This window comes from Auraticoccus cholistanensis, from assembly GCF_009742705.1.
In the GTDB taxonomy this organism is placed as follows: Bacteria; Actinomycetota; Actinomycetes; order Propionibacteriales; family Propionibacteriaceae; genus Auraticoccus; species Auraticoccus cholistanensis.
The window spans coordinates 263,731-279,247 of sequence record NZ_WPCU01000005.1 but is presented as its reverse complement, the minus strand read 5'-3'; the positions used below and the strand labels follow the sequence as shown (position 1 = coordinate 279,247).

Below are 15,517 nucleotides of genomic sequence, written 5' to 3'. Positions count from 1 at the left end.
GCGGGTGGTGACGTCGAGCTGTTGGGTCATGTCGAGAGCTCCTGATGCGGAGGGGTGCGGGGCCGCGTCCTGACCCCTGCAGCGCGGGACCCCGCCACCGGTGCTGGTGGTTCGTCGTCCCGTGTACTGCACGCCTGCCTGGATGTCGGGGTGGACATCCGGCGCGGGCGTCGGTTCTGCCGTGCTGGTTCCTCGGAGCGTCGGCCCCTGTTCTGGAGCGGGACGCTGCGTGTGAAGACCTCGGTGTCTGGGAGGAGGCCGCGTCCGGTGAGGACGGTGGCTGGAGCACCAGGGTTTGGATGAGCCGCTCTTTGACTCGTGACGCAAGTATGTCATGCACGGCCGGGATAAGCGAGGGTCGGGTGGCCTGCTCACCGGCGAGGACCCGGCCCGGGGACGCCCCCGGCGGGCGGGTCAGCGGGTCAGGGCGGTGTCGCGTCCCAGACCCTCGAGCAGCCGGAGCCAGATCTCGCTGATCGTGGGGTACGCGGGGACGGCGTGCCACAGCCGGCTGATCGGCACCTCCCCGACCACGGCGATGGTGGCCGACTGCAGCAGCTCCGCGACGTCCTGGCCGACGAACGTCGCACCGACCACCACCTGCCGGGCCGGGTCGACCAGCAGCCGGGCCTGCCCGGTGTAGCCCTGGGCGTGGACCGCCGTGCCGGCCACCGAGGCCAGGTCCTGGTCGACGACCCGCACCTCCACCCCGGCCTCCCGGGCGGCGGCGGTGGTCAGTCCGACGCTGGCCACCTCGGGATCGGTGAAGACGACCTGGGGCACGGCGGAGTGGTCGGCCGTCGCCGCGTGCGCTCCCCAGGGCCCGTCGTCGACGACCGCCCCGGTGGCGCGGGCGACGATGACGTCGCCGGCGGCCCTGGCCTGGTACTTGCCCTGGTGGGTGAGCAGCGCCCTGTGGTTGAGGTCGCCGGCGGCGTAGAGCCACTCCACCGGCTCGCCGTCGCGCAGCACCCGCAGCGTGTCGTCGGTGTCGAGCCAGTCGCCGTCGGTCAGTCCGACCACCGCGAGCCCCAGGTCGTCGGTCCGCGGCCGTCGCCCGGCCGCGACGAGGACCTCGTCCGCCTCCACCGTGCCGCCGTCGGAGACCTGCACGACCACGCCCGCCCCGGTGCGCCGCACCTCCGTCGCCGAGACGCCGGTGCGGACGTCGACGCCGCGCTCGGTCAGGGCCTCGCGGACCAGCCGTCCGGCGAAGTCCTCGCTCCGTGAGAGCAGCTCGGAGCGGGCGAGGACGGTCACCTGCGAGCCCAGGTCGCTCCAGGCGGTGGCCATCTCGCAGGCCACCACGCCCCCGCCGACGACGACCAGGCGGGGCGGCACCTGCTGCGCCCCGGTGGCCTCCCGGCTGGTCCAGGGCCGGCTGTCGCGCAGCCCGGGGATGTCCGGGACAGCGGCGGCGCTGCCGGTGCAGACCGCGACCGCGTGCCGGGCCCGCAGCACCTGGGTGGTGCCGTCGCCGGCGGTGACGGTGACCTCGCGCTCCCCGGTGAGCCGGCCCCGGCCGCGGACCAGCCCGATCCCGGCGGAGTCGAGCCACTCCAGCTGGGAGGCGTCGTCCCAGCCGGAGACGATCTCGTCGCGGCTGGTCAGCACGACGGACGGGTCCAGGTCACCGGTCCCGACGCCCGGGACCCGCTGGGCGGCCCGCAGCGCGGAGCCCGGACGCAGCAGGGTCTTGGACGGCATGCAGGCCCAGTAGGAGCACTCCCCGCCCACCAGCTCGGCCTCGACCACCACGGTGCTCAGCCCGCCGGCGGCCGTCTGCCCGGCGACGTTCTCGCCCGTGGGTCCGGCCCCGACCACCACCACGTCCACCTCGCGGACCGTTCCCGGGTCCTGCTGGTCCTGCTGGTCCTGCTCGCCCACGGTCGTCCCCTCGCCGGTCGGTCGCCTGCCCGCGACGCTACCGCGCGGCGCCCGCTCAGGGCTCGCGGGTGTCCCCGCTGGCCGAGGGCGCCCGCGGGTCCAGCCCGAGCTCGACCTGCTGACCGTCGTCGCTGATGCGCACCACCGAGCCGGTGCCGAAGGGGCCCGCGCCCGAGGTGACCTGCAGCTGCTGGCCGCGGTCGCGCAGGCTGCGCAGCACGTCGGCGTCGGTGCTCTGGTCGATCCGCACCGTGCCGGCCACCCCGTGCGGGACGACGCTGTTGGGCTGCGACTGGGTCACGAACCGGGGTGCCTCCACCGCCTCCTCCGGCGACAGGCCGAGCTCGACGACGCCCAGGAAGTGCTGGGTCTGCACCTGCGACTGGGTGTCGCCGCCGATGTTGCCGCCCAGCAGCGAGAGCCCGTCGGGGGTGGTGACCATCCACGGGTTGCCGGTGTAGCGGACCCGCTTGCCGGGCTCGATGTAGTTGGGGCTGCCGGAGTCGGTGTCGGTCATGTACCGCATTCGGTTGTTCATCATGATCCCGGTGCCCCCGGCCTGGGTGAACTGGTAGCCGGTGCTGGTGGTCACCGCGGCGGCGTTGCCGTCGGCGTCGACGACCTGGAAGGTGGTGGTGTTCTCCAGGCCCTCCTCCACCGGTGCGGACAGCGTGCTGTCGAGGTCGATGCGCTCCAGCTGCTGCTCGCCGTAGTCGGGGTCGAGGAGCTCCTCCACCGGCACGTCGGTGAACTCGGGGTCCCCGACGTAGGCCTCCCGGTCGGCCAGCGCCAGCTTGAGCGCCTCGATCTGCAGGTGGACGGCGTCGGCCTCGTCCCGGTCGGCCAGGTCGGCGGTGCGCAGCGTGTTGAGGGCCATCAGCATGGTGAGGCCCTGGCTGCTGGGGGGCACCTGGTGCACGGTCGTCTCGTCGTCCCACTCCAGGGTGATGGAGTCGCCGGTGACCGCCTCGTAGCCGGCCAGGTCGTCGGCGGTGAGCCAGCCGCCGCCGTCACGGACCTCCGCCACGATCTCCTCGGCCAGCGCGCCGCGGTAGACCAGGTCGCGGGCGGCCTCGATGCCCTCTGCCCGGTCGTCGGCGTCGGTGTAGGCCTCGGCCAGCGACTCCAGGGTGTCGGCGAAGTCCTCCTGGACGACGGTGTCGCCCTGGCTCACGACCACCCCGCCCGGGGCGTAGACCTCCTGCGCGGCGCTGTTCATCCCGCCGGCCGACAGGTAGGCGCGGGCCTGCGAGGCCAGCGCCGCCGAGGCGGGGAACCCGTCGCGGGCCAGCTCGACGGCCGGCGCCAGCACCTCGTCCACGCCGAGCTCGCCCTGCTCCTGCAGCAGCGTCATCCACATGTCCCAGGAGCCCGGCACCAGCGACTGGTGCAGCCCGAAGCCGCTGACGCCACGGGCCCGGTACTGCGACCGGTCGAAGTCCTCGCCCACGTAGCCGACGCCCTGCAGGCTCCTCACCTCGTCCTCGGACGCGTCGTACCACAGCATCGCCGTCTCGCCGGCGATCACGTTGGAGTAGTACGGCTCCACCACGCTGAGGACCGCTGCTGCTGCGACGGCCGCGTCCGCGGCCGTGCCGCCGTCGGCCAGGACGTCCATCGCCGCCTCGGTCGCCGCCGGGTCGATGGTGACCGCCGCCTCGACGCCAGGCTCACGGGTCGGTGTCGGCGACGGTGTGGGCGTCGGCGTCGGCGTCGGAGTCGGTGCGGTCGTGGCCGAGGGGGCGGGGGTGGTCGACGGGGCGGGGGCGACCGGCGGGACCCCGGACCGGGTGACGCTGCGCACCCACAGCAGGGTGGCCACGAGGGCGAGCAGCAGCGCGAGGCTGACGACGGCGGTGACGACCTTGGCTCTGGACATGGGCGGGGGCCTCCGGGTCGGGTGCGCTCAGCGTAGGCACCGGAGGCAACCGCCTCGAGCGCCCGTCCGCGGTCAGGGCCGCGGGTCGCGGGCGTCGTAGTCGAGGAAGCGGGCCTGCAGCCGGGTCACCAGCACCACCGCCACCGCGCACAGCAGACCGCCCACGAGGGCCGCACCCGCCTCGTCGACCCAGCGCGCGGCGGCTCCCAGCGTCAGGTCGCCCAGCCGTGGACCGCCGGCCACGACGACGATGAAGACACCCTGCAGCCGGCCGCGCATCGAGTCCGGGGTGGCGGCCTGCAGGATGCTCTGCCGGAACACCGAGCTGATGGCGTCGGCGGCGCCCGCGGCAGCCAGCAGCAGCAGGCAGGCCAGCAGCGCCCACAGCACCGGCTGCTGGGGCCGGTCGGGCCCGACCAGCAGCAGCACCAGCCCGAACCCGGCGACGCAGGCACCGAAGGCCGCGACCGCGGCGGTGATCACCCGTCCCTGCTGGTTCACCCCGACCAGGTTGCCCGACAGCAGCCCGGCGAGCACGGCGCCGACGGCGAAGGCGGCGGTGAGCAGGCCGGTGGTGCCCGCTCCCCCACCGAGGTAGAGCACGCCGACGGCCGGGAAGAGCACCCGGGGCATGGCCAGCACCATGGCGATCAGGTCGACGACGAAGGTCATCCGCACGTTGGGACGGGTGGCGAGGTAGGACAGACCCTCCAGCACCGAGGCCAGGCCGCTGCGCCGGGGCGCCGTCGCGGCATCCGTCCCGGCCTGCTGCGGGGGCAGGTCGGGCAACCGCCAGAGCGCGTACAGCGCCGCGGTGAACAGCACGGCGTCCACCGTGTAGGCCGCGCCGAAGCCGGCCAGGGCGACCAGCCCCGCTCCGGCGAGGGGGCCGACGGTGAGGGCGACGTTCCAGGTGACGGTCTGCAGCACGTGCGCCGCGGGCAGCATGGCCACCGGCACCAGCCGCGGGATGATCGCCGAGCGCGCCGGGTTGTTGACCGCCGAGCAGGCCGACTGCACCGCCACCAGCACGTACAGCAGCTCGACGTCCTGGTGCCCGAGCCAGCCCTGCACCGCGAAGGCGATCGAGGTCAGCCACAGCGCGGCGGAGGCCAGCAGCGCCACCCGGCGGCGGTCGTAGCGGTCGACGAGGGCGCCGCCGTAGAGCCCGAGCAGCACCAGCGGCACGAGCGCGCACAGACCGAGGACGCCGACCGACAGCGTGGAGCCGGTGATGTCGTAGACCTGCAGGCCGACCACCACGACGGTCAGCTGGCTGCCCAGGTTGGAGATCCCCAGACCCCACCACAGCCGCCGGAAGGCCGCGCTGGCGCGAAGCGGGGACAGGTCGATCAGGACCGACATCGGGGCCGGGGGCCGCCTCTCAGGTGCCGTGGACGGGGCCCTGCGGACGGGACAGGGCGTTCTGGACGGGTAGCGCTCGGACGGGTGGTGCGGCCCTCAGCGGCGGCCGAGACGGCGCTCGCCGTTGGCGCCGGTGGAGTACGGCATCCCGTAGTGGGCGTAGATCTCCGGCTCCATGGCGGCGGCGAGCTGGCCGTCCGGCGGGATGGAGGGGGCCTCGCGGGCCAGCTTCTTCAGCACGGTGACCTTGAGGTGGCGTGGGGTCACCGTGGCGCCCTCGAGCGGGACGAACACCAGCCGCGCGCCGCCGAGCAGACCGGTCTTCACCGCGGCGAAGGTGGGCTCCTCGGTGGCGGTGTCGTAGTAGATGCTCTCCAGGGTCCCGATCCTGGACTCCGAGGCGTCGACCACGGGCTCGTCGACCCAGTCCCGGATGTCCTCGATGGTGACCATGGCTGCTCCTGTCGAACGGGGGTGGGCGGCTGCGCCCACCGGAAGTATAGGGACGGCCGTGGGCGCCGCCGTGGAGGTGGGGCGGGTCAGCGGACGTCGTCGTCGACCCAGTCGAAGGTGCGGGTCACCGCCTTGCGCCACAGCCGCAGCTGGCGGTCGCGCTCCCCGGCCTCCATCGCCGGCTCCCAGCGGCGGTCCTCGCGCCACTTCTGGCTCAGCTCGGCCAGGTCCTCCCAGAACCCGACTGCCAGCCCGGCGGCGTAGGCCGCGCCGAGCGCGGTGGTCTCGATGATGGCGGGGCGCACCACGGGGATGCCGAGGATGTCGGCCTGGAACTGCATCAGCGCGTCGTTGGCCACCATCCCGCCGTCGACCCGCAGCTCGGTCAGCTCGACCTCGGCGTCGGCGTTGACCGCGTCCAGCACCTCACGGCTCTGGAAGGCGGTCGCCTCGAGGGCGGCCCGGGCCAGGTGGGACCGGTTGGCGTAACGGGTCAGCCCGACGATGGCGCCGCGGGCGTCGCCGCGCCAGTAGGGGGCGAACAGCCCGGAGAAGGCGGGGACGAAGTAGACGCCACCGTTGTCCTCGACCTGCTCGGCCAGCTTCTCGACCTCGGGGGCGGTGGTGATGATGCCGAGCTGGTCCCGCAGCCACTGCACCAGCGACCCGGTGACCGCGATGGAGCCCTCGAGGGCGTACACCGGCGGCTGCCCCTCCAGCTGGTAGCAGACCGTGCTCAGCAGCCCGTGCTCGGAGCGGACCACCTCCTCGCCGGTGTTGACCATGAGGAAGTTCCCGGTCCCGTAGGTGTTCTTCGCCGCGCCCGGCTCGAACCCGACCTGGCCGAAGGTGGCGGCGTGCTGGTCGCCGAGGATCCCCGAGACCGGCGTCTCGCGCAGCAGCTGGGAGCCGTGCACCACGCCGTAGGGCTCGGAGGAGCTGCGGATCTCGGGCAGCATCGAGCGCGGCACCCCGAAGACGTCGAGGATCTCCTCGTCCCAGCGGCAGGTGCGCAGGTCCATGAACAGGGTCCGGGAGGCGTTGGTGACGTCGGTCACGTGGACCCCGCCGTCGGGACCGCCGGTCAGGTTCCACAGCAGCCAGGTGTCGACCGTGCCGAAGAGCAGCTCCCCCGCCTCGGCGCGGTCGCGGACGCCGTCGACGTTGTCCAGCAGCCACTTCAGCTTGGTGCCGGCGAAGTAGGGGGCCAGCGGCAGACCGACGACGTCCTTGAACCGGTCGTGGCCGCCGTCGCGGGCCAGCTCGTCGCAGATCCGCTGGGTGCGGGTGTCCTGCCACACGATCGCGTTGTGCACCGGACGGCCGGTGGCGCGGTCCCACACCACGGTCGTCTCGCGCTGGTTGGTGATGCCGACCGCGGCGATGTCGTGCCGGGTGAGGCTGGCCCGCGAGAGCGCGGTGCCGATCACCTCGCGGGTGTTGCCCCAGATCTCCATCGGGTCGTGCTCGACCCAGCCGGCCCGGGGCAGGATCTGCTCGTGCTCCAGCTGGCCGCTGGAGACGATCTGCCCGTCGTGGTCCACCACCACCGCGCGGGTGCTGGTGGTGCCCTGGTCGATGGCGACGACGTATCCGGTCATCGGGTGAGCTCCTTGAACGTCGGTGTCAGGGGGAACGTCGGTGTCAGGGGGAACGTCGGTGTCAGGGGGGACGTCGGTGTGTGGGAACGACGGCGTCCCGGTGCGCTCAGGCGGTCCGGTCCTCCTCGAGCAGCCCGCGGCGGGCCAGCAGCGGCCGCTCCTCGGGGTCGCGGCCGCGGAAGGCCCGGTAGGACTCCATCGGGTCCCGCGAGGAGCCGCGGGAGAGCAGCTCGGCGCGGAAGTGGTCCCCGCTGGCGCGCAGCACCGCCAGGTCGCCCTCCGGTGCGGCGGCCTGCTGCTCCTCGAACCAGGCGACGGTGTCGGCGTCCAGCACCTCCGACCACAGGTAGGAGTAGTAGCGGGCGTCGTAGCCGCCGGCGAAGGCGTGGGCGAAGTAGCTGGTGTGGTAGCGCGGCGGCACGACCGGGTTGTCCAGGCCGATCCGGCGCAGCGCCTCGCGCTCGAACTCCGGCACCGAGTCGACCCGGGTGCCGGCGGGCAGCGAGTGCCACTCCTGGTCCAGCAGCGCGCTGGCCAGGTTCTCGGCGGTGGCGAAGCCCTGGTTGAAGGTGGCCGCCTCGGCCAGCCGCTGCACGACCTGCGGCGGCAGCGGCTCGCCGGTCTCGACGTGGCGGGCGTAGCCGGGCAGCACCTGCGGGTGCTGGATCCACATCTCGTTGACCTGGCTGGGGAACTCGACGAAGTCGCGCGGCACCGCCGTGCCCGAGAAGGTCGGGTAGGTGACGTCGGACAGCAGGCCGTGCAGGGCGTGCCCGAACTCGTGGAAGAGCGTCGTCACCTCGGTGAGGCTCAGCAGGGTCGGCTCCCCCGGCGGCGGAGGCACCACGTTGAGGTTGTTGGACACCACCGCCCGCTGGCCGCGCAGCCGGTTCTGCGGCACCAGCGCGTTCATCCACGCGCCACCGTTCTTGGTGTCGCGGGTGTAGAGGTCCAGCAGGTACAGCCCCAGCGTGCTGCCGTCGGCGTCGTGCACCTCGAACACCCGCACCTCGTCGCGGTGGCCCTGCAGGTCCTCCCGCTCGGTGAAGGTGAGCCCGTAGACCAGCTCGGCGGCCCGGAAGACGCCGTCGCGGAGGACGCGGTCGGCCTCGAACCAGGGCCGCAGCGCGGCCAGGTCCAGGTCGTAGCGGCGGGCGCGGACGCGCTCGGTGTAGTACGCCCAGTCCCAGGCCTGCAGCGGGAAGGACGCCACCCCGGTCTCGGCGCAGTGCCGGTCGACCTCCTCCTGCAGCACCTCCTGCTCGCGCCGGACCCGCTCGGCCACGACGGCGGCCATCGGGTCGAACCGGGCGCGGACGGCCGCCGGCGAGCCGGCGGTCGCGGTGGCGGTCACCGCGGAGGCGTGGTCGGGGTACCCCAGCAGGGCGGCACGTTCGGCCCGCAGCGCCACCAGCTCCAGCACGAGGTCGGAGGTGTCGTTCTCGCCCTCGGTGCCACGGGCCTCCTGGGCCTGCAGCAGCCGCTGGCGCAGCCCGCGGTCGTGCAGCCGGGCCAGCATCGGGTGGTTGGTGAAGTTCGTGCAGGTCAGCAGCCAGCGTCCCTCCAGACCACGGGCGGCGGCGGCCGCGGCGGCGGTCGCGACCGCCGCCTCGTCCAGGCCGTCGAGCTGGGCGACGTCGTCGACCACCACCGCGCGGTCCTTGGTGTCGTGCAGCACCCGCTTCTGGAACTGGCTGGTCAGCCGCGCCGTGGTGGCGTTGATCTCACGCAGCCGCTGCTGGGCGGCCTCGTCCAACGCGGCCCCGGCCTGCACCATGTCGCGGTGGTAGCGCCGCACCAGCTCCGCGGACTCCGGGTCCAGGTCCAGCTCGTCCAGCCGCGTGTGCAGCTCGTCGACGCGGGCGAACAGCCGCCGGTCCAGCATGATCGAGTCCCGGTGCTCGGAGAGCCGCGGCGAGAGCTCCTCGGCCAGCGCCCGCAGCTCGTCGTCGCCGTCGCAGGAGACGAGGTGGAAGAAGACCGCGCTGACGCGGTCCAGCAGCTCACCGCTGCGTTCCAGCGCCTCGACGGTGTTGGCGAACGTCGGCGGCTCGGTGGAGCTGGCGATGGCCTCGACCTCGGCCGCCTGCTCCGCCATCCCCTGCTCGAGGGCCGGCCGGTGGTGCTCGACGGCGATGTCGGCGAACGGCGGGAGCTCGAAGGGCAGGGCGGACGGCTGCAGCAGCGGGTGGGCGGTGACCATGGCCGTCACCCTAGCGAGAGCGCCGCCTCCGGGGTGGACGGGGCGAGGGTGCTCACTCGAAGGGGCTCGGGTCCCCCGCGCCGCGGCGCACCACCTGCACCTCGTCCCCGGACAGGTCGACCACCGTGGTGGGCTCGGTGCCGCAGTCCCCGGAGTCCAGCACGGCGTCGAGCTGGGCACCCAGCTCGTCGTTGACGAGCCAGCCCTCGGTCATCGGCTGCTCCGAGCCGGGCATCAGCAGGGTGCTCGACATCAGCGGCTCCCCCAGCGTGGCCAGCAGCGCCAGCGTGGTGGTGTGGGCGGGGATGCGCACCCCGACGGTCTTCTTCTTCGGGTGCAGCATGGCCTTCGGGACCTCCCGGGTGGCCGGCAGGATGAAGGTGTACTGGCCGGGGGTGTGGGCCTTGACCATCCGGAAGACGTCGTTGTCCATCTGCACGAACTGCCCGAGCTGGGCGAACTGGGAGCAGACCAGGGTGAAGTGGTGGCTCTCGTCGAGGTGGCGGATGGCCCGGATCCGGTCCAGGCCGTCGCGGTTGCCCAGCCGGCAGCCCAGCGCGTAGCCGGAGTCGGTCGGGTAGGCCACCAGCCCGCCGCCGCGCAGCGTCTCCGCCACCTGGCCGAGAGCACGCGGCTGCGGGTTGTCCGGGTGCACGTCGTGGTAACGGGCCATGACCGAGAGTCTAGGGACGAGCCGCTACGGTCGCAGCGTGGACCCCATCCTCGACCTGGACCCCATCCTCAACCTGGACCCCATCCTCAACCTGGACCTGGACACCCTGCGCCGGCGGACGTCGATGAAGTGGCGTCGTCACCCGGCCGACGTGCTGCCGCTGTGGGTCGCCGAGATGGACACCCCGGTGCCGCCCACGGTGGCCGCCGAGCTGGAGCGCATCATCCGCGACGGGGACACCGGCTACCCCTCCGGCGACGGGTACGCCGAGGCCTGGGCCGACTTCGCGCTCGAGGAGTGGGGCTGGCGGGTCGACCCGGCGCACGTGGTGCTCTCCCCCGACGTCATGCAGGGGGTGGCCATGGTGATCCAGCAGGCCGCCCGGCCGGGTGAGCAAGTGGTCATCAACTCCCCCGTCTACCCGCCCTTCTGGGCCACGGTGGGCAACAGCGTCGCCGATCTGCGCGACGTGCCGCTCACCGAGGAGGGACGCCTCGACCTGACGGCGCTCGCCGCCGCCTACGCCGACCCGTCGGTCACCGTGCACCTGCTGAGCAGCCCGCACAACCCGACCGGTGCCGTGCACACCCGCGAGGAGCTGACCGCCCTGGTGGCCCTGGCCCGCGAGCACGGGGTGCTGCTGCTGGTGGACGAGATCCACAGCCCGCTCGTCGGTCCGGACGTGGCCTTCGTCCCCGTCCTCGACGTCGAGGGGGCCGAGGACGTGGTGGTGCTCACCTCCGCCTCCAAGGCGTGGAACCTCGCCGGGCTCAAGGGCGCCCTGCTCATCCCCGGGGCCGGTGCCCGGCACCGCGCGGCGGCCCTGAGCTACGAGAGCACCCGCGGTGCGGCCAGCCACGTGGCGCTGCGGGCCCACACCGCGGCGCTGCGCGGTGACCGGGAGTGGCTCCGCCAGCTCCGCGTGGAGCTGCAGCAGAACCGGGACCTGCTGGACCGGCTGCTGGCCGAGCACCTGCCCGAGGTGCGGCACCGGCAGAACCGGGGCACCTACCTGGCCTGGCTGGACTGCCGGGCCCTGCCGCTGGAGCGGCCGGCCGCCACCTTCCTGCAGCGGGGCCGGGTGGCCCTCAACGACGGCGCCGACTTCGGCCCGGCCACCACCGGCTTCGTCCGGATGAACCTGGCCACCTCGCCGGCCATCATCACCGAGGCGGTCCACCGGATGGCGGCCGCCGTCGCGGCCTGAGCGGGGTCAGCCGGCGCCCACCGGCACCACCCGGGCCTCCGCCGACCCCTCGCCGGTGAGCGAGGTGATGCCGATCAGCGACAGGAAGACCGTGGTCTCGCTGCTGGTGGTGCGGACCCTGACGGTCCCGGTGTCCAGGCTCACCGTGCCCCGGACCTGCGGGCTGCGCTCCAGGTAGCTCGTGGCCGCCCGCCGGGCCTCGGCCGCGGCCGACGTCGCGTCCCCGGCGACCAGGGCGGCGGCACCGGCGTCGGCCCCGACCCGGGCGGTGGCCGCGGCCACCGCCTCGGCACGCCGGGTGGCGGCCACCTGCTGGCCGCCGTCGACGACGAGCCCGGCCAGCAGGAACAGCGACGGCAGCACCACCAGCACCATCACCGACAGCGACTGCCCCCGCTCGTCCCTCACCCGGCACAGTCTGCCCGGCGACGGGCTCGCGGGGAACGGTGCGAGGACCCGGCTGTGGACGGCGACGGCTACGGTGTGGGCCATGCCGCGCAGCACCGACCTGCTCACCATCGGCGAGCTGTCCCGGCGCTCGGGGGTGGCCCCGTCGGCGCTGCGCTTCTACGAGGAGCGCGGGCTGCTCGTCAGCAGCCGCAACGCCGGCAACCAGCGCCGCTACGAACGCTCGACGCTGCGCCGGATCGCCTTCATCCGCTCGGCCCGCAAGGTGGGGCTCACGCTGGAGGAGGTCGCCGCGGCGCTGGCGACGCTGCCGAGCTCGCGGACGCCCACCACGTCGGACTGGCACCGGCTCTCGCGGACCTGGCGCGAGCGGCTGGACGAGCAGATCGAACGGCTGGAGCGGCTGCGGGACCAGCTCGACAGCTGCATCGGCTGCGGCTGCCTGAGCCTGCAGCGCTGCCAGCTGAGCAACCCCGACGACGTGCTCGCCGAGCGCGGTCCGGGCGCGGTCAACCTCGAGCCTCGCAGAGCCCGCCCGCCGGCGCGCCGGACCGGTGCGGACGCGGACCGGGCGGAGGCGGTCCCGCACTAGGGTGCTACTGGTCAACCGCACTTGCGAAAGGTCTGCACATGGTCAAGAAGGTCGCGCTGCTCACCGCCGGTGGCTTCGCCCCATGCCTCTCCTCCGCCGTCGGCGGGCTGATCGAGAAGTACACCGAGGTGGCGCCCGAGGTCGAGATCATCGCCTACAAGCACGGCTACCAGGGCCTGCTCTCCGGTGACTCGATCACGGTGACCGACACCGTCCGCGCCCGGGCCGGGCTGCTGCACTCCTACGGCGGCTCGCCGATCGGGAACTCCCGGGTGAAGCTCACCAACGCCAAGGACCTGGTCAAGCGGGGTCTGGTCGCCGAGGGCGAGGACCCGCTCAAGGTCGCCGCCGACCGGCTCACCGCCGACGGCGTCGACGTGCTGCACACCATCGGCGGCGACGACACCAACACCACCGCCGCCGACCTGGCGGCGTACCTGGCCGAGCACGACTACGGCCTGACCGTGGTCGGGCTGCCCAAGACCATCGACAACGACGTCATCCCGATCAAGCAGTCCCTCGGCGCCTGGACCGCGGCCGAGATGGGCTCGCGCTTCGCGCAGAACGTGGTGGCCGAGCACAACTCCGGCTCGCGGATGCTGATCGTGCACGAGGTGATGGGCCGCAACTGCGGCTGGCTGACCGCCGCCACCGCGCAGGCCTACCGGGAGTGGCTGGACGGGCGTGAGTGGCTGCCCGAGATCGGTCTCTCGCGCGAGGCCTGGGACGTCCACGCCGTGTACGTGCCCGAGGCCGAGATCGACCTGGACGCCGAGACCGAGCGGCTGCGGTCGGTGATGGACACCGTCGGAAACGTGACGATCTTCCTCTCCGAGGGCGCCGGGCTGGAGCCGATCGTGGCCCAGCTGGAGGCCTCGGGCCAGGAGGTCCCCCGCGACCCGTTCGGGCACGTGAAGCTGGACAAGATCAACCCGGGCGCCTGGTTCTCCGAGCAGTTCGCCTCGCGGCTCGGCGCCGAGAAGGTCATGGTGCAGAAGTCGGGCTACTACTCCCGCTCGGCGGCGGCCAACCAGGCCGACCTCGAGCTGATCCGGTCGATGACCGACCTCGCCGTGGACTGCGCCCTGCGCGGTGAGGCGGGCGTCATCGGCCAGGACGAGGAGCGCGACGACGAGCTGCGCGCCATCGAGTTCGAGCGGATCAAGGGCGGCAAGCCGTTCGACATCACCGCCGGGTGGTTCACCCGGATGCTGGGCGAGATCGGTCAGCCGGCCCCCGTGGCCGCCCCTCCCGCCGCCCACTGACCCTGCTGGCGCCGCCGCCCGTCCGTGCGGCGGCGCCACCCGCGGCCGGCTCCCCTGCCGGCTACGAGGTCGAGGCCTCGCGGGGACCGGGTGACAGCTCCAGCTCGGCGGGCTCCCAGTCGGTGACCACCGGCGGCCGCGGGAACCCGGTCCCGCCCAGCCGGGCCACCGCGGGGAGGAAGACGGCCGCGTTGAAGGCGTCCAGCTCGTCCTTCGACCTCCAGATCTGGACCACCTGCCAGCCTCCCGGAGCCGGGCCGGCTGCGAACACGAGCCGGCCGTCCGGCCTCGGGACCGGGCCGATCGCCGTCTCGAGCGCCCGGTAGTGCTCGACGGTCCCTCCCGGGAAGAACGCCAGCCGTGCGAAGGTCATGCCCGAGTCTGACACCTCGGTGATCGCAGCCGGCGGCGTGATCTAGCGGTCGAGGTCCAGCGAGCGGAGCGTGGTCATCGCGGTGGTCTCGATCTCGGCGATCTCGTCGAGGACCCGGCTCGCCCCGGCCAGGTGCGCCGGCTCCGCGGCGGCGCCGGCGGCCCCGACCAGCTCGGCGACCCTGGTCCAGAGCCGGGCGGACTCCGCGAAGAGGTCGCCGCCCCTCGCCACGACGGCAGCGCCCGGGTGCCCGTCGAGGAGCTGGGCGGACTCGGTCAGGAAGTCCCGGTACAGGTTGCGGAAGAGCGCGCCGCCGGTGCCCGCGCGATCCATCAGCGTCGCGACGAGCGTGAGGTCACGTGCCGGGTCCTCGACCCGGTCGAGCCAGGTCCGCACCCGTCTGGCGGCCGTGCGGATGCCGCGGTTCCCCAGGTTGGCGATCGGCGGGGTGAGGAACTCCTGGGCGCACGCGACGACCGCCTCGACGACCGCCGGTGCCAGGTCTGCTGCCGTCGGCTGGTCCACCGGTCCGGCCAAGGTGAAGGAGCGGTGGCGGGCCGACATCGGCCCCCGCGCGGCCCGGGCGCGCGCCAGGCTCGGCAGGCTGGTGGTGACCCGACCGCCCTGCTGGGCGGTGTCGACCAGGTAGGCCGTGGTGTCGTCGTAGCCGTACAGGGCGACGACGTGGCCGGCGAAGTGCACCCGGGAGGTGAAGTACTCCAGGTCGTGGCTGTCCAGCTGCAGACCCACCGGGATCTGGCGGTCCACCGCCGAGCGCACCTGCTCCCAGGCCCGGGTGGGCGACGTCGTCTCGTGCACCTGCAGGTCGAGGCCCAGCCGGGCGCACAGGTTCTGGGTGAGCACGAACGGCTTGACCCTGCCGCCCAGGAAGGGCACCTGCTGCTGCTTGGAGTCCCAGTAGATGAACGACAGCCCCGCGCCGAGCCCGAACAGCATGGGTTCGGAGAGGGACAGGCCGGCGTGGCCCAGCAGCACGCCGAGGGTCGACGTCTCGCAGTGCACGCCGCCGGCGGTGACGATCCCGTCGACGACCGTGCCGTGCCCGGTCTGCTCACCCATCCTGCGCCTCCACCCGTGCGGCCAGCCAGGACCTCTCCGCCTCGAGCAGGCTGACGGAGTAGGAGAACACCTCCCGGGCCGGACGCGGCAGCGGCGCCTGGGCCTGCTCGGCGGCCCGCACCGAGGCCAGCCGCGCCTCGATCCCGGCCAGCCTGGTCCGCAGCGCCGCGGCGTAGTCCTGCTCCGGCAGCAGGGTCTGGTTGGCCAGCCCGACGAGGGCCGGCTGCGGGACCGGCTCCGCCTCGGCGATGAACCGGGCGGTCTCCGCGGCGGTGACGCGCTCCCCCTCGGCGGTGACGCGGAAGACCCGTCGCGACGTCGCGGCCGGGCGGTCCTGCACCGCCACCACCAGCCCGCGCTTCTCGAGCTTGCCCAGCAGGTAGTAGATGGAGGAGAACCCGATGTCGGTCCACCGCCGGACGCCCCGCTGCTCGATCACCTGCTCGAGGTCGTACCCGTGCCGGGGCCGCTCCACGAGCAGCCCCAGGACGGTCAGCTCCGCCGGTGTCAGACCCACGACACTATTCTAGC

General features: G+C 73.5%; 14 protein-coding genes. 3 read left to right on the top strand and 11 right to left on the bottom strand.

Annotation, left to right across the window (positions count from 1 at the left end):
- Positions 1 to 414: 414 nt before the first annotated feature.
- From GC722_RS07215 to GC722_RS07185, 7 genes are all read right to left on the bottom strand, one after another.
- Positions 415 to 1,887 (bottom strand): dihydrolipoyl dehydrogenase family protein, encoded by a 1,473-nt coding sequence (locus tag GC722_RS07215; RefSeq protein WP_331714490.1) that lies wholly within the window; start codon positions 1,885 to 1,887, stop codon positions 415 to 417.
- A gap of 55 nt (positions 1,888 to 1,942) precedes the next feature.
- The gene (locus GC722_RS07210) at positions 1,943 to 3,766 is read right to left on the bottom strand and encodes a gamma-glutamyltransferase family protein (protein WP_156609336.1); all 1,824 of its coding nucleotides are present in this window, start codon (positions 3,764 to 3,766) and stop codon (positions 1,943 to 1,945) included.
- 72 nt (positions 3,767 to 3,838) lie between these two features.
- A complete protein-coding gene (locus GC722_RS07205) occupies positions 3,839 to 5,131 on the bottom strand; it encodes an MFS transporter (protein ID WP_156609335.1) in 1,293 nt (430 codons plus the stop codon).
- A 96-nt stretch (positions 5,132 to 5,227) separates the two neighbouring features.
- A complete protein-coding gene (locus tag GC722_RS07200; protein ID WP_156609334.1) occupies positions 5,228 to 5,584 on the bottom strand; it encodes a PRC-barrel domain-containing protein in 357 nt (118 codons plus the stop codon).
- An 86-nt stretch (positions 5,585 to 5,670) separates the two neighbouring features.
- The gene (gene glpK / locus GC722_RS07195; RefSeq protein ID WP_156609333.1) at positions 5,671 to 7,185 is read right to left on the bottom strand and encodes a glycerol kinase GlpK; all 1,515 of its coding nucleotides are present in this window, start codon (positions 7,183 to 7,185) and stop codon (positions 5,671 to 5,673) included.
- 106 nt (positions 7,186 to 7,291) lie between these two features.
- Positions 7,292 to 9,388, bottom strand: coding sequence for a M3 family metallopeptidase (locus GC722_RS07190; protein ID WP_156609332.1), 2,097 nt, complete (start codon positions 9,386 to 9,388; stop codon positions 7,292 to 7,294).
- 52 nt (positions 9,389 to 9,440) lie between these two features.
- A complete protein-coding gene (locus GC722_RS07185; RefSeq protein WP_156609331.1) occupies positions 9,441 to 10,061 on the bottom strand; it encodes an L-threonylcarbamoyladenylate synthase in 621 nt (206 codons plus the stop codon).
- Between the two features lie 37 nt (positions 10,062 to 10,098).
- Between GC722_RS07185 and GC722_RS07180 the strand changes: the two genes are divergently transcribed.
- Positions 10,099 to 11,268 (top strand): MalY/PatB family protein, encoded by a 1,170-nt coding sequence (locus GC722_RS07180; RefSeq protein ID WP_331714489.1) that lies wholly within the window; start codon positions 10,099 to 10,101, stop codon positions 11,266 to 11,268.
- 6 nt (positions 11,269 to 11,274) lie between these two features.
- Here GC722_RS07180 and GC722_RS07175 read toward each other — a convergent pair whose 3' ends face one another.
- The gene (locus GC722_RS07175) at positions 11,275 to 11,676 is read right to left on the bottom strand and encodes a pilus assembly protein TadG-related protein (RefSeq protein ID WP_197429885.1); all 402 of its coding nucleotides are present in this window, start codon (positions 11,674 to 11,676) and stop codon (positions 11,275 to 11,277) included.
- An 82-nt stretch (positions 11,677 to 11,758) separates the two neighbouring features.
- On the opposite strand from GC722_RS07175, the gene soxR reads away from it, so the two are divergent.
- Together soxR and GC722_RS07165 are read left to right on the top strand one after the other, a co-directional pair.
- On the top strand, positions 11,759 to 12,268 hold the full coding sequence (soxR, locus tag GC722_RS07170; RefSeq protein WP_156609329.1) for a redox-sensitive transcriptional activator SoxR: 510 nt from the start codon (positions 11,759 to 11,761) through the stop codon (positions 12,266 to 12,268).
- 38 nt (positions 12,269 to 12,306) lie between these two features.
- Positions 12,307 to 13,533, top strand: coding sequence for a pyrophosphate--fructose-6-phosphate 1-phosphotransferase (locus GC722_RS07165; RefSeq protein ID WP_156609328.1), 1,227 nt, complete (start codon positions 12,307 to 12,309; stop codon positions 13,531 to 13,533).
- A 61-nt stretch (positions 13,534 to 13,594) separates the two neighbouring features.
- Here the strand turns inward: GC722_RS07165 and GC722_RS07160 are convergent, their stop codons facing one another.
- From GC722_RS07160 to GC722_RS07150, 3 genes are read right to left on the bottom strand one after another with little or no spacing between them, the layout of a single operon-like run.
- Positions 13,595 to 13,906 carry a hypothetical protein gene (locus tag GC722_RS07160; RefSeq protein ID WP_156609327.1) on the bottom strand — a complete coding sequence of 104 codons (312 nt, stop codon included), beginning with the start codon at positions 13,904 to 13,906 and terminating at the stop codon, positions 13,595 to 13,597.
- A 42-nt stretch (positions 13,907 to 13,948) separates the two neighbouring features.
- Positions 13,949 to 14,986 carry a BtrH N-terminal domain-containing protein gene (locus GC722_RS07155; protein WP_156609326.1) on the bottom strand — a complete coding sequence of 346 codons (1,038 nt, stop codon included), beginning with the start codon at positions 14,984 to 14,986 and terminating at the stop codon, positions 13,949 to 13,951.
- Entirely contained in the window at positions 14,979 to 15,503 is a 525-nt protein-coding gene (locus GC722_RS07150) for a PadR family transcriptional regulator (RefSeq protein WP_331714488.1), read from the bottom strand. The genes GC722_RS07155 and GC722_RS07150 overlap by 8 nt, the downstream gene beginning before the upstream one ends.
- Positions 15,504 to 15,517 lie beyond the last annotated feature (14 nt).